The sequence below is a fragment of the Cohaesibacter gelatinilyticus genome (genome assembly GCF_900215605.1).
In the GTDB taxonomy this organism is placed as follows: Bacteria; Pseudomonadota; Alphaproteobacteria; order Rhizobiales; family Cohaesibacteraceae; genus Cohaesibacter; species Cohaesibacter gelatinilyticus.
In genome coordinates, this window is the sequence record NZ_OBEL01000001.1 from 1696021 (window position 1) to 1717457 (window position 21437).

Here is a 21437-nt window from a genome sequence, read left to right on the forward strand (position 1 = left end):
AAGGAATGGATAACAGAAATGATATTAGCGCTCATAACTGCGTGAGCATGCTTGCGAAGGGGAAAAATTCCGCCTATAGCTATATGTCTAGCGAATGACACCAAACGCTAGGATTTTTGACGTGGATTTTCCCCATCGCCATTTGCTCGGCATCGCCGGGCTCAACCATTTGGAAATCACCGCCCTGCTTGATAAAGCAGAAGAAGCGGTGAAAGTTTCTCAACAAACCGAGAAAAAAAAGGCAGTCCTGAAGGGCCGCACTCAAATCAACCTTTTTTTCGAGGCGTCCACTCGCACCCAAAGTTCCTTTGAGTTGGCCGGAAAGCGCCTTGGTGCTGATGTGATGAATATGGCGGTAAAGAATTCCGCTGTTTCCAAAGGCGAAACCCTGCTGGATACCGCCCTCACCCTGAACGCCATGCATCCTGACATTCTAGTGGTTCGTCATGCAGCTGCCGGTGCACCGCAATTGCTTGCCCGCAAGGTTGGGTGCGCGGTAATCAATGCAGGTGATGGCGCGCACGAACATCCCACGCAGGCACTTCTGGATGCCCTCACCATTCGCCGCCATAAGGGAAGCATTCAAAATCTGGTTGTCGCTATATGCGGCGATATCCTGCATTCACGGGTTGCCCGCTCCAATATCATTCTGCTGAATGCAATGGGTGCTGAAGTTCGCCTGATCGCCCCATCAACATTGCTACCCGCGGATGTTGAAGCGCTGGGCGTCAAGGTTTTCCGGGATATGCGCAAAGGTTTGGACGGTACAGATGTCGTGATGATGCTCCGCCTGCAGCTCGAACGTATGAGCGGTGCCTTTGTGCCAAGTGTGCGTGAATATTTCCATTTTTATGGTCTGGATGAAGATAAACTTCAAAATGCCAGTGAGGACGCCATTGTCATGCATCCCGGCCCAATGAACCGGGGCGTAGAAATTGATTCTTCCGTTGCCGACTCTGGTCGATCGGTTATTCGCGAGCAGGTAGAGATGGGAGTTGCCGTACGCATGGCAGTGATCGAAACTTTGGCTGAGAATGCCTGCAAATTCAATGATAAAGGCGAGTAAGGGTCCGATGCCAGAGAAACAGCAAACTCCGTTCGCTCTAACCAATTGTCACCTGATTGATCCAACCACCAATCTGGACGAGATGGGGGCTATTCTGATTGAAGATGGCAAGATCAAAGCCGTTGGCAGGGAAGTCGCAGCAAATTTGCCATCCGATATCCTGCGCATTGATGGAGGCGGTAAAATAGCCGCTCCTGGTTTGGTCGATATGCATGTCACGACAGGCGAACCTGGTGCAGAACATCGCGAAACTCTGAAAAGTGTCTCCCGTGCCGCCGCTGCGGGAGGTGTCACTTCGATTGCCACCATGCCGGACACCGACCCGGTTATTGATGATATTGCGCTTGTAGACTTCATCAAACGCCGAGCACGCGATACAGCCAAGGTTCATGTGCATCCTTACGCAGCCATGACGCGCGGATTATCCGGAAAGGAAATGACTGAAATCGGCTTGATGCTTGAAGCAGGTGCAGTTGCCCTGACCAATGGCCGCAAAGCAATCACCAATGCTCAGATCATGCGCCGTGTCATGATGTATGCCCGCGATTTTGACGCACTGGTTGTCCATCATCCGGAAGATCCGGATTTGGTCGGAAATGGCGTAATGAATTTGGGCGAAACATCCACTCGACTTGGACTACCCGGCATTCCGGCAGAAGCCGAGACAATCATGGTTGCACGTGACATCCGCCTTGCGCAACTCACCGGTTGTCGCTATCACGCAAGCCAGATTTCCTGTGCCGAAAGTCTCGACATCATTCGTCGTGCAAAGGAAAAAGGCTTTGATGTCACTTGTGGTGTTTCCATCAATCATCTGACTTTGAATGAAAACGACATTGGCCTCTACCGAACCTTCTACAAGATGTCACCGCCCCTCCGTAGCGAAGATGAGCGTCTTGCCATGATTGAAGGCGTGGCAGATGGCACAATCGATGTCATTGTGTCTGCTCATGACCCGCAGGATGTGGACACCAAGCGTCACCCCTTTGCAGAATGTGCGGACGGTGCGGTTGGATTGGAAACATTCCTCGCTGCAGGTCTTCGCATGGTTCATTCCGAGCAGCTGACCATCAGTCAGCTCATCAACGCAATGTCCAGTACGCCAGCCAGCTTGTTGGGACTCGATGCAGGTAGTTTGAAAATCGGATCGGCAGCAGATATCATCCTGTTTGACGCTGACTATCCATGGCTGGTTGATCGCGAAGATCTAAGCTCTCGCTCGAAGAATACTGCATTCCATCAAGCCCGTTTCTCAGGCAAGGTTCTGCAAACCTATGTTGCAGGACAGCAAGTGCATCATTACTCTCAGTAGAATGTGCATGATCCGAATCGATCACCAGCAAGATATCCGAAACCATCTTGTTGGTGATATCGGTGAAAATTGCGATGCTGAAAAGCCCATCGCGCCAGGTGATCCAAAAACAACAGCTATTGGGTCCAGGAGGAAACAGCAATGCCCGATCCGATACATTGGGGCGTAGCCCTGCCCTATCTCTTCATGGCGTTGGCCTTTGGCTATCTCCTTGGTTCCACACCATTCGGTCTTGTATTGACCAAATTTGGGGGCATGGGTGATGTCAGAAAAATCGGATCAGGCAATATAGGCGCAACGAACGTCTTGCGAACCGGAAGCAAGAAACTGGCCGCCCTCACATTGCTAGGCGATATGCTGAAAGGTACCTTGGCTGTTTTGATAGCGAAAGAATGGGGTCCCGATACCGCCTTATTGGCTGGCATGGGCGCTTTTCTTGGCCATCTCTTTCCGTTCTGGCTGAAATTCAAAGGTGGCAAAGGTGTTGCCACCTATATCGGTGTCGTTCTGGGTCTTTATTGGCCTGCCTTTCTGCTCTTTGCATTGGTTTGGCTGGCATGTGCTTATTTAACCCGATATTCCTCATTATCCGCTCTCATTGCCAGTGCGCTAACGCCTTTTGCATTGCTCGGCTTTGGAGAATGGCAACTGGCCGAATTGGTAGCAGTTCTCACCGCTCTGCTATGGATCAAACACAAGGCCAATATCATGCGCCTGTTGGACGGCACAGAAAGCAAAATAGGTCAGAATGACCAGCCAGCGGACGATGATGACGCCACTGACCAGGCTGAAAATCTTGCAAGCGATACCAGCAAACAGGATGGAGACAGCCTATAGGGTTTCACTCAAATCCATTTCCTTTTTGACTCTCGACCGAGATCATTTGCAGGGCATTTTTCCGCCCGGCAGGGCTGAATAACCCAGTCCGAAAGGCAATTTCATGAGCCGAAAAAACATTTCCTCTACAAAGACAAATCACCAACCTTTCACACAAGAACTCGCTGCCAACCTAGTACAATCAATGGCTCACCGACTTAGCGATCAGCAACGCTTCAATTGGTTACGCCTGATCCGCAGCGAGAATATTGGGCCCGCAACCTTTCGTGATCTGCTCAATCATTTCGGATCGGCAGAAAAAGCTCTTGAAGCAGTTCCCACGCTCTCCGAGCGAGGTGGAGCCAAACGAAAAATCCAGATTGCATCCAAGGAAGATACGGAACGGGAATGGGAAGCAGTCTACAAAACCGGAGCCCGACTGGTCGCACTTGGTGAGCCAGATTACCCACGAGATCTTACCCATACCCATGCCCCACCACCAATTCTGACCATTGCCGGTCAGGAGCATTGGGCACAAAAGACAATTGTAGCAATCGTTGGTTCCCGCAATTGTTCTGCAAGCGGATTGAAACTCACTCAGACATTAGCCAGTCAGCTTGGTCAAAATGATATTGTCGTTGCCAGTGGCCTCGCACGAGGCATTGACACCGCCGCCCACACTGCAAGCCTTGAGACGGGAACGATAGCAGTGGTTGCAGGTGGCTTGGGCAAGCTCTACCCCAAAGAGAATATCCCGCTTGCCCATCAAATATCCCATAACGGCATGATCATATCCGAGGCACCATTCTCATGGCAGGCCCGCGCACAGGATTTTCCTCGCCGCAACCGGATCATATCGGGCATTTCAGCAGGAACATTGGTGATCGAGGCAGCCAAACGGTCAGGTTCGCTCATCACCGCTCGCTATGCCCTGGAGCAAGGGCGCGAAGTCTTCGCCATTCCCGGCTCGCCCCTGGATCCTCGATCAGCCGGAACAAACCACCTTATCAAACAAGGTGCATGTCTGGTTACCCAAGTCGATGACATACTTGAGGCACTTGCGCATTACATACCGAAACCCAATTCCTCAAAAGCACTATTGGAAGAATATTCAGCCATCGAACCTGACCATCTGGAACCAGACTTGCAAATCGTGGAAATAGAGCGTGACAAGTTGGTCTGTAGCCTCAATCTGACACCAATTGCCATTGATGAGTTGGCACGCCTCACTTCGATGCCTCTCAACCAGATACAGATGATATTGTTAGAATTGGATCTGGCAGGACGCTTGGAACGTCACGGAAATCAAACCGTCTCTCTTCGTCCGCAATAGAGCGTATATACTATAAGCACATAGATACCATCCGGAAGATAGAAACATCACCCGCCAACCACTTCGCATCCAATTTACTAGCATCCTTCAAAAATTGGCCCAAATATTCCGTAGATTTCTCTATACGGTTGGCTAATTCTGAATTCATTGCCATTCCTGCACTTAAAAAAATCAATTCATATTAATTTATCAATATTTTCAACATTCTAATAATTTTTTCGATATAAGGAACACCCAAATGAAATTTAGGTTGTAGTAGTAAAAATACATCTTTTGAGTGACATTCCGTTTCTCCTCCTCCCAATTTCTTGTTGTGCGAAAGCAACACAATCGTCTAGGAACATCTCGACAAGCCTTGACCTTGGCATCAGGAAGGGTCATTTGACAGGACTAGGACGATAAGAATCATCTGCCAGATTGCGCGGTAGGCCCATGCTTTATGCCTTGGTTCGGCGTAATGATATGGCATCAGATTTTGAAGAGACGGATTTCACATGGACGTTGTCATTGTAGAGTCACCGGCTAAAGCCAAGACGATCAATAAATATCTCGGCAAGGACTATAAAGTTCTGGCTTCATATGGCCATGTACGCGATCTTCCGTCCAAAGACGGCTCCGTTCTGCCAGATGATGACTTCAAGATGACCTGGGAGGCGGATGCAAAATCCAAGAAACGCCTTACGGAAATTGCCAGTGCCGTCAAAGAATCCGACCGCGTCATTCTCGCGACTGACCCCGACCGCGAAGGGGAAGCCATTTCGTGGCATGTGTTGCAGGTTCTAAAGAATAAACGGGTTTTGAAAGACAAGCCCATTCAACGTGTGGTGTTCAATGCCATTACCAAGAAGTCCATTCTGGATGCCATGGAAAATCCACGCGACATCGACGCGCCATTGGTAGAAGCATATCTTGCCCGCCGCGCGCTGGATTATCTGGTCGGATTTACCCTGTCACCAGTTCTATGGCGTAAATTGCCCGGGGCACGTTCTGCAGGGCGTGTGCAATCAGTTGCACTACGCCTTGTTTGCCAGCGAGAAACCGAGATCGAAGCATTCCTCCCGCAGGAATACTGGTCTATCTTTGCCGATCTGTCGACCGCTGGCAGTGATGATGTCCAGGCACGTGTCGTATCCGTCGATGGCATCAAGAAAAACCGGCACGACATTGGTAGTGAAACCGAAGCAGCTGATATCAAACAGCTGATCGAACAAGCCAACATAACGATCCAGTCTGTTGAAGCGAAACCGGTCAAACGCAATCCGTTCGCACCTTTCACCACCTCTACCCTGCAGATGGAAGCCTCCCGCAAGCTTGGTTTTGCCGCAGCCCGCACCATGCAAATTGCCCAGAAGTTGTATGAAGGCATCTCTCTGGGTGGTGAGACTACAGGTCTGATCACTTATATGCGTACCGACGGTGTGCAGATTGCACCGGAAGCAATTGGCCCCATCCGGGGTGCCATTGAAAACGAATTTGGCAAGGATTATGTACCGGAAAAACCGCGCTACTATTCCTCAAAAGCCAAAAACGCCCAGGAAGCTCACGAGGCAATCCGCCCGACCGATATTTTCCGCCATCCAAAACAGATGGCCAGATATCTGGATGAAGAACAACTCAAACTCTATACTCTCATCTGGCGCCGAACCATGGCATCCCAAATGGCCTCTGCCCAGATTGAACGCACCACTGTTGAGATCGTAGCTCAACATGGTTCTCGTTCTGCCGGTCTGCGTGCAACCGGCTCTGTTGTGCGCTTTGATGGTTTCCTGACGCTCTATACCGAGACCAAGGATGACTCGGACGACGAGGAAAGCAAACGCTTGCCACCAATGAGCGAAGGTGAAGCTTTGGCCCGCAAAGGTGTGACGGCTACTCAGCATCATACCGAGCCTCCACCACGCTATACTGAGGCTACCCTCATCAAGAAAATGGAAGAATTGGGTATTGGCCGTCCTTCCACCTACACAGCCACCCTTTCCGTGTTGCGTGATCGCGACTACGTAGAGTTGGACAAAAAACGTCTGATCCCATCGGGCAAAGGCCGTCTGGTCACGGGCTTCCTGTCCAATTTCTTTGAGCGTTATGTACAATACGACTTCACAGCCAGCCTGGAAGAAAAACTCGACAAGATCTCCGCAGGCGAGCTGCAATGGAAAGATGTGCTGAAGGAATTCTGGGAAGACTTCTCCCAACATGTCGATGGCACCAAGGAGCTGCGTGTTTCTCAGGTACTGGACACCCTCAATGAAGTACTCGCCGCCTATGCCTTCCCGCAGAAGGAAGAAGGCAAGGACCCGCGTGTATGTCCATCCTGCGACAATGGTCAACTTAGCCTGAAAACCAGCCGCTATGGTGCCTTTGTCGGTTGCTCCAACTATCCAGAATGCGGTTATACCCGCCAGCTGGACAACGGAAATGGCGAACAGCAGGAAAATATGGGCGATGGCCCCAAAATGCTGGGCGTCGATCCGGAAACCGGCCTTGACGTATCGCTGCGCACTGGTCGCTTCGGACCTTATGTCCAGTTGGGCGAAGAGAAAAAGCCTCCTCGCTCCTCCATTCCAAAGGGCTGGGATCCACAAAGCATTGATCTGGAGAAGGCCCTGCAACTGCTGTCATTGCCGCGCCCAGTCGGCATGCATCCGGAAGACGGCAAGGAGATCAAGGCAGGCCTTGGTCGCTATGGTCCGTTTGTTCTGCATGACGGTACCTATGCAAATCTGCCAAGTGTCGATGACATCTTTACTGTCGGCCTCAACCACGCAGTGACCCTTTTGGCTGAAAAACGCGCCAAAGGTGGTGGTCGCCGAACCGCTCAGGTCCTGAAAGAACTGGGCGATCATCCTGATGGCGGAGCGATCTCGGTCAAGGACGGCCGCTATGGTCCTTATGTCAATCATGGCAAGATCAACGCGACACTGCCGAAGGACACCGATCCACAATCGGTCACGATGGAACAGGCATTGGAGTTGATCGCAGCCAAGGCGGGCAAAACTGGTACCAAGAAAAAGGCGCCAGCAAAGAAAACCGCCGCCAAGAAAACGACAGCGAAAAAGACCACAGCCAAGAAAACAACCACAAAAAAGGCAGCGACCAAAAAAGCCGACGCTGCCGACGACGCCTGAGAAACGGGCGAGGATTGAGCTTAAGTGAAACAAAAGCGCAGAAGCAGGATCGATGACAGCCTGCCTACCAAAGCGGATATTTTAGCTTTCATCGCAGAAAATCCGGGTCAAGCAGGCAAACGCGAAATTGCACGCGCTTTTGGCATCAAAGGAGCAGCCCGTATCGGACTCAAGAAGCTCCTGAAAGAGCTGACAGAAGACGGGCATCTGGAGAAAAACCGCAAGCGGCTGGTCAAATCCGGAGAGCTACCCTTCGTCGGAGTCTATCGCATCACGGAGCGCGATTCTTTTGGCGACTTGCTTGCCCTCCCCATGAAATGGGATGAGGAAGAGCACGGCCCCGCCCCCAAGGTTCTGATTCAACCAGACAAGAAATCCAAGGCTGTTCCCGGAATTGGCGACCGAGTGCTTGCAAAGCAGCTCGATAAGGATATCGAACATGACACAGCCAAATTCACGGCTCGGGTCATCAAGATCCTACCTGTACGCCAAGACCTGATTTTGGGAATCTATCGACGCGACACCGTCCATGGCGGCGGTCGTCTGGTCCCGATCGACAAGAAAACCCAGGAAATGCCGATCGATGATTCCGGACGAGGCGATGCGGAAGAAGGCGATCTGGTTTCCGTCACTCTGACCCGCACTGGTCGTGGCAAAACACCTCGCGCTCGCGTGCAGGAAGTCATCGGCCCGATGGCATCAGAGCAGGCTGTCAGCATGATCTCCATCCATGCTCTGGACATTCCTTACATCTTCCCGCCAGCGGTACTGGAAGAAGCCGAGAATGCCACGCATCCCGGACTGATGGGACGAGAAGACTGGCGTGCTATTCCGTTTGTCACCATTGATCCGGCGGACGCCAAGGATCACGATGATGCCATCTTTGCCGAGCCCGACGAAGATCCAAACAATCCCGACGGCATCATTGCCTATGTCGCAATTGCAGATGTTGCTCATCACATTCCATTTGGCTCCAATCTGGACAAGGAAGCGTTGAAGCGCGGCAATTCGGTCTATTTCCCTGACCGGGTTGTTCCAATGCTACCAGAGCGGATCTCAAACAATCTGTGTTCCTTGCGAGAAAAAGAAGATCGTCCATCGCTTGCTGTTCGCATGATCTATAACGCGGATGGCAGAAAAATCCGCCATAGCTTCCATCGTGTCATGATCAAGGTCGCCGCGGGCATTTCCTACAATCAGGCGCAAGCCGCAATTGATGGTGAACCGGATGACAAAACCGGACCATTGCTGGACCCGATCCTGAAACCTCTTTGGGATGGATACGCAGTTCTGAAAAAAGGGCGAGATGATCGCTCCCCCTTGGAGTTGGATATCCCTGAACGAAAGCTGATCCTGAAGCCTGACGGCATGCTGGACAGGGTCTTTGTGCCAGATCGTCTGGACGCGCATAAGCTCGTCGAAGAATTCATGATCCAGGCCAATGTGGCAGCTGCGGAAAGTCTGGAAAAACATAAGCAAGCTCTGATCTACCGCATCCATGATGTCCCTTCCTTGCCAAAGCTGGAAGGCCTTCGCGAATTTCTTGCATCCTTGGACGTGAACCTGCCAAAAGGCGGAAATCTGCGCCCGGAAATGTTCAATCGCATTCTTGGCAAGATGGGCAACACGGAACATGGTCCATTGGTCTCCACGGTCATTTTGCGCACGCAATCGCAAGCCGAATATCATCCGGCAAATATCGGCCATTTCGGTCTAAACCTGCAAAGATATGCACATTTCACATCACCAATCCGCCGCTATGCAGATTTGATTGTTCATCGTGCCCTCATATCAGCCTTGAATTTGGGAGACGATGGCCTTCCTGGTGGTTTTGAGCCCAAGCTGGAAGCCATTGCTGCCGCCATTTCAAGCACCGAGCGACGTGCCATGGCAGCGGAACGCGAAACCAAGGATCGCCTGATAGCGAGCTTCCTGGCTGACAAGGTTGGCGCAAAATTCCATGGCAAAATCGCAGGTGTCACCAAGGTTGGCCTGTTCGTGCAACTGCATGATACTGGTGCGGATGGTTTTATTCCGGCAAAAACACTAGGTCACGATTATTATCATTTTGACGAAGCCAATCATGCCATGGTGGGAGAAGCCACAGGTGAGACCTACCGCTTGGGTGATCAGGTAGAAGTGAGGCTTGTGGAAGCAGCACCTATGGCCGGTGCATTGCGGTTCGAGATGTTAACGCCTGGCACGAAGTCGAGCATAAAAGGCCGGGTGAGCAAAGGCCCCTTTCGCAAAGGCCGAAACGGCAGATATTCAGGTCGAAAAAAGCCAGGGACCACACGTCCACGCCGCAAATCCGGTCGCCAATAGAAAATATACGTCTTTATACGCATTTTTGCAGACAAATCAGTTGATCTATGTTTATCTTGCCGCGGACAGTTGGCTCGAAAGTGTCACAACCATAAAATAACAAGGACTATGTGAACGCAATTCCCTTCTGTCAGGACTGGAACCTGTGAGGAGATACCTTTGAATAGCCAGATCACAATCACCTCCACACCTGCACGGCCATTATGGCCTGCTTTGGTGAATGGTGCCAAATGCCGTTGCCCCAATTGCGAGCAAGGCAAGTTATTTGATGGATTTTTGAAAGTCGCTGATACTTGTACCAATTGTGGTGAGGACTATTCCCATCAGCGCGCAGATGATGCACCACCCTATTTCACCATTTTCATTGTCGGGCATATCGTAATTCCGCTTCTCATCTGGGCAGAAATTACATTCAGACCGAGTTTGACCATTCATATGCTGATCTGGATTCCCATCACCATTGCCATGTCATTGGCTTTTTTGCGCCCCATCAAGGGCGTAATCGTTGCCTTGCAATGGGCTAACTATATGCATGGTTTTGATCCAAATTCAGAATCGGATTTCCCCGAGAAGGCCTGAACTCTCCTTCAAGACCCGAAAGGTCATCATGTACTGGAACAAAGACCAGCCGAAAAACCCGTTTGACCTCAAAAGCTAACGAACTTTTGTTTAATACTACCAAAGCCCAGCATGACTCAACAGGCAAAGCGATTGTCATCAATAGTGTAACTGCCTATGATCCGCTCATATTCCAGCTCCCGAGCATCCTGATGATGTCTCGGGAGTTGCGCCTTTCTTTTCAGTGGCGACCCGGTCTGGAACAAAGCGGAAAATTATCATGACAAGCAACCCTCAATTTCATCCAGCTCTTACCGAGAATGCCCTGAGCCATTGGGACAAGAGCCTGACCGGAATCAAGCCCAAAGATGCGGCAACTCTGATCATTCTTGACCGAGAACACGGAGAGCCGAAGGTCTTGATGGGGCGCCGACACATGCGCCATCGTTTCATGCCTGGCATGTTCGTCTTTCCAGGAGGCCGCCTGGATGCAAGCGACAGTAGTGTTCCCTATTCCCGCGACATCAATCCCAAAGTCATGAAGAAGCTTCAGCATCGTGCCAAGAACGGCAGCAGTGATGCGCGCATGCGTGGCCTCCTGATGTGCGCAATTCGCGAGACTTACGAAGAAGCAGGCCTGTTTTTAGGTGTCAAAGATGATGATCCGAAGATCGGTATAGAAGGTTGGGAAGCATTTACCGAGAAGGGTATTGTCCCTGACTTGGATCCGTTTCGCTTCATCGCGCGTGCAATTACTCCTCCAGGCCGCACTCGCCGATTCGATACCCGTTTCTTTGCAGTCGATGCGACCCATATCATCGAACGCCTCCCTGAAGGCCGCGGACCAACTGAAGAATTGGAAGATTTGCACTGGTTAACGATTCCCGAGGCCAAAAACCTGGAACTGCCGCGGATCACACTAGAGATTCTCGACCAACTGGAAGTTCGTTTGCAGCAAGATCCTGACTTTTCACCCAATGTCAAAACGCCTTTTTACTACATGGTCGGCCGCAAAATGGTACAGGATATGATCTAGGGCCTGCCTCTAGATGGCATATTAGGGTAAAAAGCCACGCAAATTGATCAAGATAGGCAGTTTGACGTCGATAATCACCATCAAACTCTTGACAATAGGCCAACATTGCTTAGTTTGTCGCCTCGAAACAGATTTTTATAGCTGGGACGGACTTTTCCGCTCAGCCTAGAAAGACGGAAAAGTCTAAAATGGCAAAAGCTACAACAATCAAAATCCGTCTCGTCAGCACCGCTGACACGGGTTACTTCTATGTTACCAAGAAGAATTCCCGTACCATGACGGAAAAAATGGTCAAGCGGAAGTATGATCCGGTTGTCAAGAAACATGTAGAATTCAAAGAAGCCAAAATCAAATAAGGTTTCTGGAATTTTCACAAAACAAAAACGCCGCCTGATGGGTCATCAGGCGGCGTTTTTGTTTGTATCAACCCCACTCTTCCCTTCATGCAAAATCATTTTAGCAACTGAGTTTCTTGTTCCTCAATCGCAGCACACGGCTACACTCGGCAATAAATAAACATGTGTAAGGGAGGAATGAGAGAAAGGATGGCCGGTTCGAAAGCAGACCACTTGAGGAGGCCACTCTGCTGCGCCCGAACCGACCAAACCCCACGGCCCCAGGAGATGCGGCGGACCTGGCATACCGTAGGGGGAACTTTTTCAAACAACTTGAAGGCAAACATGTGTCGCAAATGTGACCACACAGCTACGCACGCTACCTGTTGCACTGCATCAGCCTAACAAAAAGCAAGAGATTTTCAACGAATAGTTTAAAGCTTTATTAAGTTTACGCAATTTAAGTGAAGTTTTAAGGTTAATAATACCACAAACATCACACAAATGAGAGTTAAATACAAATTTTAGTAACTCCCACAATATTTTAATGCGCAAAAATACGTATGATGTAGACAGAGATGCTCAAAATTATAAATGAAAACCTCCCCTTCCCGGATCTGATTCCGTGAGCAAGCAACAGCCAAGGCCTAGAGGAAGAGTTGAACAATAAAAACCCCGGTCAAACGAATTGACCGAGGTTTTTTCAAAGTCATATATGTGAGTGCTCAGGCTGCATTGGAGACAACACGGTTACGCCCATCTCGTTTGGCCGTATAAAGTGCGTTATCCGCAAGCTTCAACAATTCATCCTGTGTCTTGGCTCCGTTATCAACCGATGCAAGCCCAATGGAAATGGTCACATCAATCATCTGACGTCCCTTGTGAATGATAAAGGGTTTCTCCGCTACCTTCTTTCGAATACGTTCAGCCACCACCATGGCCAAGGCCATATCGGTATCAGGCATCACGACCACGAATTCCTCTCCACCGTAACGGCAGACCAGGTCGATACCACGACAATTTTTACGCATGCGATTGGCAAACTCTTGCAGTACTTCATCACCTGCATCATGACCATGAGTATCATTCACGGATTTGAAAAAGTCGATATCCATCAATAGAACCGAAACCGGCTTTTCTTTTTGCTGAGCAGCAGCAAGCAAAGAATCCAAATGAGTGCTCATATATCGGCGATTGTAAAGCTTGGTAAGTCCATCGACAATCGCCAGTTCCATGGTGTGCTGAATGGAGTTCCGCAACGCATCTGTATAGCGCTTTCGCAACACCTGCGTATGCATGCGCGCCATCAGTTCATTGCGATCAATCGGCTTACGAATATAGTCATTCACGCCCAAATCCAGAGCACGCATGATCCGCGGTTCATCGCTCTCATCAGCCAGAACGAGGATTGGCAACATCCGGGTCTTTTCAAGACTGCGCATTTGGGAACAAAGACGCAAGCTATCATGCGTACGCATGTTCAGATTAATCAACACACAATCAAAAGCTTCATCAGCACAAAGCTTTATGACCGCCTGCGGATCATTCTCGCAGATAAGATCAAAGACACCACGAACCTGCTTTCGAATACGCTCCGCGTTGGATCGCTGATCGTCAACCAGCAGAATCCGCCCACCTTCGATATTATTCAGATCTGCAAACAGAGCACCATCATCCAATCCCATTTCCTCGGAGGTATTGGCACGCGTGCGCAATTCATCAGTCAGCATTTTAATACGGACAAGGCTTTTGACACGAGAGATCAACGCCATGTCATTAAGTGGTTTGGTAAGAAAATCGTCAGCACCAGCCTTCAGACCGGCCACACGATCAGAGACTTGATCGAGCGCTGTTACCATCACAACAGGAATATGCATGGTCCGAGGATTCTGTTTGATCCGGCGGCAAACTTCAAATCCATCCATTCCGGGCATCATGACATCCAGCAAAACAATATCGACAGAATGCTTGTCCAGAATATCAAGGGCTTCTAGCCCCGAATGCGCACAAAGCACATCAAAATAATCAGCCAACAACCGTGCTTCCAGCAGCTTGAGATTGGCAGGTATGTCATCGACGATCAGTACGCGTGCCGTCATATCATCTCCCCACAGATATCAGGGTACAACCCCTAGGCATCACCAATATAGGTTTTCACAGTTTCAATAAATTTCGCCACAGAAATAGGCTTCGACAAATAGGCCTCACATCCCCCTTGCCGAATACGCTCTTCATCACCTTTCATGGCGAATGCCGTAACGGCAACAACAGGAATAGATCGTAAATCATCGTCTTCCTTGAGCCATTTGGTGACTTCCAGGCCAGATACTTCCGGTAGTTGAATGTCCATCAGAATAAGATCCGGACTATGTGTACGCGCAAGATCCAGAGCTTCCAATCCATTGCGTGTACCCACTGTCTCATAGCCATAGGCTTCCAACAAATCATGAAACAGCTTCATGTTCAGTTCATTGTCTTCAACTATCAGCACTTTTTTGGCCATGATACCGCCTGCAGATCTCATTGGTCGTTCAGATTTCAACGGAAATCTGCGAAGTCTAAAAGGCTCTATTCGACAGTTCCTGCCCTAGCCTTTATGCTTCTGACTCGTGATACTGATGCCTTGCAAAATCAGCATTGTCCCAATGACAGATGCCGGACAAGACAGCTCATCACAAGTCATAGCAGGCAAATCTTTCAAAAGGGCAAACAGATATCATGCAAGGCCAACATTCAGGGCTCTCCAGACCATTCGCTGAGGAAATCGCGGTAAAAGCCCTGACCTATCTATCCCAAGATCCTGAATTATTGGGACAATTCCTGGCTTTGTCAGGTATGGATCCGGCCAGTTTGAGAGCCGTAATCAACGAGCCATCCTTTCAGGCTGCCATGCTCGATTTTCTAATGAGCAATGACGACACCTTGCTTGCCTTTTCTACGAATCACAGCCTGACACCAGAAGACGTTCTGAAAGCCAAGATCGCCTTGGATCCAATGGGGGGTGCCAGTACCGGCGCGCTTTGAGACCCCGAGTTATCTGCTCAAGGAATCTATTATCATGATGACACCATCGGAGTTGCAGGAACAAATTGATCCCGAGCGCCCGCTGATCATCTGTGACGTGGACGAAGTGATCCTGCATTTCATTCGGCATTTTGAAGTATTCCTTGCACGTCATGACTATGCACTCAAAGCCAGCTCATACAGTCTAAACGGCAATATCTATCATAGAAAAACTGGAAGTAATTTATCAAATAACTCCATCAAGAATATGATAAACAATCTTTTTATTGAATTATCTCATTATCAGGAAGCCGTTGAAAACTCCATATCAATACTCTCTTCTCTGCAAAAAAAGTGCAACCTGCTCCTCCTTACGAATTTTCCCGAACATCTCGCAGATCAACGTCGAGAACGTCTGGCCCAACTAGGACTTGTGGCACCATTATTGACCAATCAAGGTTCAAAGGGTCCGAAAATTGCTCAACTGATGGAACATCAGAAGGCACCCGCATTCTTTCTGGACGATAGCGCGAGCCATATCAGCAGTGCGCTTGATCTTTCCCTCGCTCCAATCTGCCTCCATTTCATCGCAGATGCCCGCTTCGCCAGTATTGCATCTCGAAGTCCGGTCACCGGCACAGCGCTACTATGTCGTGACTGGTTGCTTGTTCAGCACTATATTGAAGGCTATATCAGCTAGCGCTCCCTTTATCCGAACGATGGAACAAGCACGCATGGACAAGCAACCGAAGCGTTTCTATCTTTGTAGAGACTGCCTGAATGACGGCACCGGCTCTGTGCAGCGTTGCCCCAATTGCGGCTCTCCTCGTTGCCTTTCCCATACAGAATTGAGACAGCTTTCTATCGCTCATATCGATTGCGACTCTTTCTACGCAACCATTGAAAAACGTGACAACCCTGAACTACAGGACAAAGCCGTCATTATTGGCGGCGCACAACGAGGTGTCGTGGCTACATGTTGCTATATTGCCCGCATCAACGGCGTTCGTTCGGCTATGCCCATGTTCCAAGCAAAAAAACTATGCCCGGACGCCGTGATCGTACGACCAAACATGAAAAAATATAGCAGTGTCGGCAAGCAAATCCGAAACATGATGCAGGAACTCACTCCACTGGTCGAACCGCTCTCCATTGATGAAGCCTTTCTGGATTTAACAGGAACCAATCTTCTGCATCACGCCTACCCCGCCCTGACCCTCGCCCAGTTCGCCAAACGCATTGAAGATGAGATCGGCATCACGGTCTCCGTAGGGCTGAGCCATAACAAATTTTTAGCAAAAATCGCTTCAGATCTGGAAAAACCTAGAGGCTATTCAATCATTGGCAAGGAAGAGACACACTCCTTTTTACAAGACAAACCGATCTCGCTAATCTGGGGCGTTGGTGCTGTCTCTCAAAAGAAGCTTGCACAAGACGGCTATCACACCATCGGTCAGCTACAAACTGCAGATGAAACCAATCTTGCCAAACGGTATGGCACCTTTGGACTGAGGTTGGCCAAATTGGCAAAAGGAAATGATTCTCGCTCCGTCACCCCTTCGCAAGGTGCCAAAAGCATCAGTTCCGAAACCACCTTCAATCGCGATTTATGTTCTGCCGACGATCTGCTCCCAATTCTAAGGCGTCTGGCGGAGACCACCGCTTACCGCGCCAAAAAGGCGGGCCTGGCAGGTCGCACCATCACATTGAAACTGAAATCTTCAAATTTCAAAAGCGTCACCCGCAGCCGTTCCTTGATGGATCCAACGAAACTTGCTGACAAAATCTACTCTGTCGGAAAAGACATGCTGCTCAAGGAACTGAGCGGCCAAACGAAATACCGCCTGATTGGTATTGGAATTGCTGAATTATGTGATTCAGATTTATCAGATCCACCCGATTTGGTAGATCAGGGAGCAACCAAGCGTGCGCAGGCCGAGCTGGCCATGGACAAACTCAGTGAGAAATTCGGAGCAAGAACCGTGGAACTGGGGCTGACATTGAAAGGAAAGTTGGATCCAACGGAAAAATCTGGAACAAGAAATGATGAAATTCATTCAGCTCAAAAACCGGATGAAGACAGCGGAATTGGCTGACTCATTGGCAACTAACCGTTGCCATTTGAGTTAGGAGTGCGTTTCACATCATTGGGATCGCAAGATGAAGTTGAAAGAATTTTCAGCTCGGACAATGTCCCGACCAATGAAAAATCCGGATAGTCAATTTTGACTTCGCCACTCACACCATTCTCATAGAGTTCCATGGAAATTTCATAAATCGGAGCCATATCATCCTCGTCCTTGCCAGTTTCAAAATAAGCGATGGTAACAGGCCAATGACGTAAGCCATCCAGTTCCTTATAAATATTGGACAATTCACCACTACTCTTGGCAACTCCAATCACCGCCGTTATTTCAAACACCAGATCTCCGGTATCGGTACCGTCATATATGGTTGCCTCGAAAAAACGATTTCCGGCAACAGCAGCTTTCAGCAAAGCATCGGTAAACTCAACCGGATACAGAACATCTTTTGGAAGCTCCAGCGTATCTTCTTCCGGTTCACTCAGGGCTACATAGGTAAATTCCTTGTCATGCACCGCCAGGCCCCGTGAGGTCTGGCTCAACTCCTGATCAATAAGTGTGCGCGTAATGAACTGGAAGGAGCGATCAACAGGATTTTCAAAACTGGCAGAGCGCAAATCCGTAAGGCTCGTCTGCCCTTCACTCAGATCAACGCGTGTCACAAAACGATGGGTAAGTGCAAATCCATCACAAACTGAGCCATTCAGTTCATATACCATCCGCCCATCCAGAGCAGAAAGGCCAGCCTTGTTTGCGCCAGGAGCCAGATTGATGTCATAAACCGCACGAAATGATGCCAAGGGCTTACGAGGCCTGTCATCTTTGATTTGCACCATCTCGGAGGAAAATCGGGTGGTTTCGGTCGGTTTATCCTGTGCCGACAATAAACCAACATCGGCCACATTCACGCCAAGCGCGGCAACCAACACCATGACTGAGTGCAATATCCTGGCAAACGGCATTTCGATATCCATTCCTCCTCAACAGGCTCCTGTTGTGGCATAATCAGATAGCAAAATAAATCTGAAAACCGAACAAGGATGCAACGTCCCGAGATGCACGAGAGCAAACAGTAAATTTCTGTGTAAGACGTGCGCTTCCAAGATACTTTTTCATCTAGCAAAGGCTAGATGCTTACCGTAAAAAGAAAGTCTAATTCTCAATCTGTCCAAAATACCGAACTGGACCGAGTTTACAGGAAATATCCATGACTGCACAGATCGAAGCAAAGCTTGCCGAGCTTGGTATCACCCTGCCAGAAGCAGCGGCCCCTGCGGCCAACTATGTTCCTTTTCTAAAGACCGGGAATCAGCTGTATATTTCAGGCCAGTTGCCAATGACTGCCGAGGGTATCCAGTTCAAAGGTAAATTGGGTGAAGATTTCACAGCCGATGAAGGCTCTGAAGCAGCACGCCTGTGTGCAATCAATCTGATTGCCCAAATGAAGGCAGCGACCGGTGATTTGGAAAAAATTGCACGAATTGTAAAGCTGGGTGGCTTTGTCAATTCTACCGCAGATTTTGGTGATCAACCAGCAGTCATCAATGGGGCTTCCAATCTGATGGTAGATGTTTTTGGCGAAAAAGGCCGCCACGCCCGCTCTGCTGTCTCTGCTGCAGCACTTCCATTCGGTGTAGCCGTAGAAATCGACGCCATCGTAGAATTGGCGGACTAAGCATAAATTGAAGTTGCCGTCTCCCAACATCAGCAGATATATGGAGACGGTTTTCAGTATCTTTTGTCAACTGACGCAATTGTAAAAAGGACAAGTCTGAGAATGAAGAGCCAGGAGATTTACCTATGTCTGTAAAATCCTTTCCCTGGCTTACAGAACGACCAATTGCCCATCGCGGTCTGCATGACATATCACGAAATGTCGAGGAAAACACCGCGACTGCTTTTCAAGCGGCAATCGATAAAAACTATTCAATCGAGCTGGACGTACAGCTGACAAAAGATGGTCACGCAGTGGTTTTCCACGATCATGATCTGGATCGTCTCACTACCTCATCTGGTAAAACCGTTGAAAAAACCATGGATCAGATGCGATGCCTTCAGCTGAAGCATAGTGCAGACCCAATTCAGAATCTGCCCGAAATTCTTGCACTGATTGATGGCAAGGTACCCGTGGTGATTGAGCTGAAAGCCCCCCAAATCCAGACCACCAAACTGGAAGAAGTGGTCGCCACTTGCCTGCAAGACTATTCTAGGGAGGCTGCAGTCATGTCCTTCTCCCCTGATATCGTAACCAATCTGACCAAGTTGACGGATCGCCCACGCGGTATCGTCTCTTGCGACTATTTTAACGATGAAGATGGTGAACATCTGAGCAATGAAGAGTGCTATGCCCTCACCCATTTGCTGCATTTCCCGACATCAAAACCTGACTTCATCTCCTATGGTGTGAAGGATTTCCCTGCTCCCTCAGTCGATCTTTTGAAATCCCTCTACGCAATCCCCACCATCTGTTGGACCACAACGGATGAAGCCTTGCATGCCAAGGCACTGCATCACTGCGATCAAGTGACCTTTGAAGGTTACGATCCCGACAGCTTGAACGGATTGGATGAGGCAGACTGAATGAGCGAACAAACTCTTCATCTGGAAGTCTGTCATTCGATTGCTCAGATCGGAGAAGAGAGTTGGGAGTCCTGCCGACAAGCCACTCCATCTGCAGCGGGAAATCCCTTTCTTTCCTATCCATTTCTCTCCGCTCTGGAAGATTCGGGCTGCGTCAGCGAACAAAGCGGCTGGCTGCCTCATCATCTGGCACTGAAAGACGAAACGGATGGGGCCCTTGCCTGCCTCCCTCTCTATCTGAAAGCCCATAGCCAGGGTGAATATGTCTTTGATCATGGTTGGGCAGATGCCTTCGAGCGCGCAGGCGGACGCTATTATCCCAAGCTGCAATCTTCCATTCCCTTCACACCGGTCACCAGCCCCAAATTGCTGACAAGAGAAGGCCTGAACTCAGATGTGGCAACAGCCGCCTTTGCCTCTGGTCTGAAACAGCTATGCGACCGCTACCATATTTCCTCGGTCCATCTCACATTCCTGCCGGATGGCGAAAAGGAAAACTGGACAGAGCAAGGATTGCTGCCACGAAGAGACCGACAATTTCATTGGATCAATCAGAACTATGAAAGCTTTGATGATTTTCTGTCAGCACTCTCTTCTCGCAAAAGAAAAGCGATCAGGAAAGAGCGACGGCAAGCACAGAGTCATGGGCTAACCCTGCTTCAGAAACGAGGGGACGAAATTAGCTCAGACGACTGGGACAGTTTCTTCTCCTTCTATATGGATACAGGCGCGCGCAAATGGGGGCGCCCCTATCTCACGCGCCCTTTCTTTGCCATGCTTTCCGAGCGAATGAACGATGATCTGCTGTTGTTCTTGGCTTTGGATGGAGGCACCCCTGTTGCAGGTGCCCTCAATTTCATCGGCAAGGATGCGCTCTATGGCCGCTATTGGGGAACTACCGGTGAATATCCGAGCCTGCATTTCGAACTCTGCTACCATCAAGCTATTGAATGGGCCATCGAACATGAGTTTTCGCGTGTCGAGGCAGGAGCTCAGGGCGAGCATAAATTGGCGCGTGGCTATATTCCACAAGCTACCTGGTCTTGTCACTGGATCGATAATCCTTCCTTTCGACAAGCCATTGAAGACTATTTGCAAGCAGAACGGCATGAAGCCGCTGCGGAACAGGATTTCCTCACAGATCTCGCCCCATTCAAAAAGGGGTAATGGTGAAGCGTTCACCAGCCTGCTAATCTCAGTTCCAATCACTTTCTCAAAAAGACAAGCGAGAGACATTCATGACCGCCACTGAATACGACAACGATAATATCTTCGCCAAAATCCTGCGTGAAGAGTTGCCATGCCACAAGGTCTATGAAGATGACGCAACCCTGGCCTTCATGGACATCATGCCTCGTGCGGACGGCCATACATTGGTGATCCCCAAAAACCCATCCCGTAATATGCTGGATGCGGGGCAAGATGACGTCAATGCTGTCATGGCAACAGTTCAGAAAATTGCAAAGGCTCAGATGACTGCATTTGAAGCCGATGGCATCACCATTCAGCAGTTCAATGAACCCGCCGGTGGTCAAGTGGTTTTCCACCTGCACATGCATGTCATCCCCCGCAAAGACGGCATCACCATGCGTCCGCATACCGGAAACATGGCTGAAAACGATATTCTTGCCACTCATGCACAGGCGCTGATCAATGCTTTGGAAAAGAATGGGTAAGATCTAGATAAGCCATTATTTTTCAAAGAGAAACATCTCAAAAGTCCTTGTGGAGTTTATATCTCTTCCAAGGGCTTTTCATTATCCATGCACAATGTTCTCACCCTCAACACACAAGTAATGCTTCAGAACTCCATATGATATCCACCGCTCAATCCACAAGCCATCATCCATTTTTCCTCTGCCTT

General features: G+C 49.5%; 19 protein-coding genes. 16 read left to right on the plus strand and 3 right to left on the minus strand.

Features of this window, described 5'->3' with window-relative positions; genetic code table 11:
- The first annotated feature begins 94 nt into the window (after window positions 1-94).
- From CRO57_RS07520 to rpmG, 9 genes are all read left to right on the plus strand, one after another.
- On the plus strand, window positions 95-1066 hold the full coding sequence (locus CRO57_RS07520; RefSeq protein ID WP_097152666.1) for an aspartate carbamoyltransferase catalytic subunit: 972 nt from the start codon (window positions 95-97) through the stop codon (window positions 1064-1066).
- A 7-nt stretch (window positions 1067-1073) separates the two neighbouring features.
- Window positions 1074-2378 (plus strand): dihydroorotase, encoded by a 1305-nt coding sequence (locus CRO57_RS07525; RefSeq protein WP_097152667.1) that lies wholly within the window; start codon window positions 1074-1076, stop codon window positions 2376-2378.
- A 141-nt stretch (window positions 2379-2519) separates the two neighbouring features.
- Complete coding sequence (gene plsY, locus CRO57_RS07530; protein ID WP_097152668.1) at window positions 2520-3215, plus strand: glycerol-3-phosphate 1-O-acyltransferase PlsY; 696 nt, start codon at window positions 2520-2522, stop codon at window positions 3213-3215.
- A 184-nt stretch (window positions 3216-3399) separates the two neighbouring features.
- Window positions 3400-4527, plus strand: coding sequence for a DNA-processing protein DprA (gene dprA, locus CRO57_RS07535; protein WP_097153279.1), 1128 nt, complete (start codon window positions 3400-3402; stop codon window positions 4525-4527).
- Window positions 4528-5021: 494 nt separating this feature from the next.
- The gene (gene topA / locus CRO57_RS07540; RefSeq protein WP_097152669.1) at window positions 5022-7652 is read left to right on the plus strand and encodes a type I DNA topoisomerase; all 2631 of its coding nucleotides are present in this window, start codon (window positions 5022-5024) and stop codon (window positions 7650-7652) included.
- A gap of 24 nt (window positions 7653-7676) precedes the next feature.
- On the plus strand, window positions 7677-9977 hold the full coding sequence (gene rnr, locus CRO57_RS07545; RefSeq protein ID WP_210200776.1) for a ribonuclease R: 2301 nt from the start codon (window positions 7677-7679) through the stop codon (window positions 9975-9977).
- A gap of 159 nt (window positions 9978-10136) precedes the next feature.
- Complete coding sequence (locus tag CRO57_RS07550) at window positions 10137-10556, plus strand: DUF983 domain-containing protein (protein ID WP_097152670.1); 420 nt, start codon at window positions 10137-10139, stop codon at window positions 10554-10556.
- Window positions 10557-10815: 259 nt separating this feature from the next.
- Entirely contained in the window at window positions 10816-11571 is a 756-nt protein-coding gene (locus CRO57_RS07555; protein ID WP_210200777.1) for an NUDIX hydrolase, read from the plus strand.
- 188 nt (window positions 11572-11759) lie between these two features.
- Entirely contained in the window at window positions 11760-11927 is a 168-nt protein-coding gene (rpmG, locus tag CRO57_RS07560; RefSeq protein ID WP_097152671.1) for a 50S ribosomal protein L33, read from the plus strand.
- Window positions 11928-12631: 704 nt separating this feature from the next.
- On the opposite strand, the gene CRO57_RS07565 is transcribed toward rpmG, so the two are convergent.
- Together CRO57_RS07565 and CRO57_RS07570 are read right to left on the minus strand one after the other, a co-directional pair.
- The gene (locus tag CRO57_RS07565; protein WP_097152672.1) at window positions 12632-14005 is read right to left on the minus strand and encodes a PleD family two-component system response regulator; all 1374 of its coding nucleotides are present in this window, start codon (window positions 14003-14005) and stop codon (window positions 12632-12634) included.
- A 32-nt stretch (window positions 14006-14037) separates the two neighbouring features.
- Window positions 14038-14409, minus strand: a complete 372-nt coding sequence (locus CRO57_RS07570; RefSeq protein WP_097153282.1) for a response regulator — start codon at window positions 14407-14409, stop codon at window positions 14038-14040.
- Window positions 14410-14624: 215 nt separating this feature from the next.
- Here CRO57_RS07570 and CRO57_RS07575 point away from each other — a divergent pair, with 215 nt between their 5' ends.
- Genes CRO57_RS07575 through CRO57_RS07585 form a run of 3 tightly spaced genes read left to right on the plus strand, consistent with a single transcriptional unit; the run spans window position 14625 to window position 17005 of the window.
- A complete protein-coding gene (locus CRO57_RS07575) occupies window positions 14625-14930 on the plus strand; it encodes a DUF3572 domain-containing protein (RefSeq protein ID WP_097152673.1) in 306 nt (101 codons plus the stop codon).
- Between the two features lie 34 nt (window positions 14931-14964).
- Window positions 14965-15609 carry a hypothetical protein gene (locus tag CRO57_RS07580; protein ID WP_097152674.1) on the plus strand — a complete coding sequence of 215 codons (645 nt, stop codon included), beginning with the start codon at window positions 14965-14967 and terminating at the stop codon, window positions 15607-15609.
- 34 nt (window positions 15610-15643) lie between these two features.
- Entirely contained in the window at window positions 15644-17005 is a 1362-nt protein-coding gene (locus CRO57_RS07585) for a DNA polymerase IV (protein ID WP_097153283.1), read from the plus strand.
- 11 nt (window positions 17006-17016) lie between these two features.
- Here the strand turns inward: CRO57_RS07585 and CRO57_RS07590 are convergent, their stop codons facing one another.
- Window positions 17017-17967 (minus strand): EipB family protein, encoded by a 951-nt coding sequence (locus CRO57_RS07590; protein ID WP_097152675.1) that lies wholly within the window; start codon window positions 17965-17967, stop codon window positions 17017-17019.
- Between the two features lie 233 nt (window positions 17968-18200).
- Between CRO57_RS07590 and CRO57_RS07595 the strand changes: the two genes are divergently transcribed.
- From CRO57_RS07595 to CRO57_RS07610, 4 genes are all read left to right on the plus strand, one after another.
- The gene (locus CRO57_RS07595) at window positions 18201-18668 is read left to right on the plus strand and encodes a RidA family protein (protein ID WP_097152676.1); all 468 of its coding nucleotides are present in this window, start codon (window positions 18201-18203) and stop codon (window positions 18666-18668) included.
- A gap of 125 nt (window positions 18669-18793) precedes the next feature.
- Window positions 18794-19573: a glycerophosphodiester phosphodiesterase family protein gene (locus tag CRO57_RS07600; protein ID WP_097152677.1), complete on the plus strand. Its 780-nt coding sequence runs from the start codon at window positions 18794-18796 to the stop codon at window positions 19571-19573.
- Complete coding sequence (locus CRO57_RS07605) at window positions 19574-20740, plus strand: GNAT family N-acetyltransferase (RefSeq protein WP_097152678.1); 1167 nt, start codon at window positions 19574-19576, stop codon at window positions 20738-20740.
- A 71-nt stretch (window positions 20741-20811) separates the two neighbouring features.
- Window positions 20812-21249 carry an HIT family protein gene (locus CRO57_RS07610; RefSeq protein WP_097152679.1) on the plus strand — a complete coding sequence of 146 codons (438 nt, stop codon included), beginning with the start codon at window positions 20812-20814 and terminating at the stop codon, window positions 21247-21249.
- Window positions 21250-21437 lie beyond the last annotated feature (188 nt).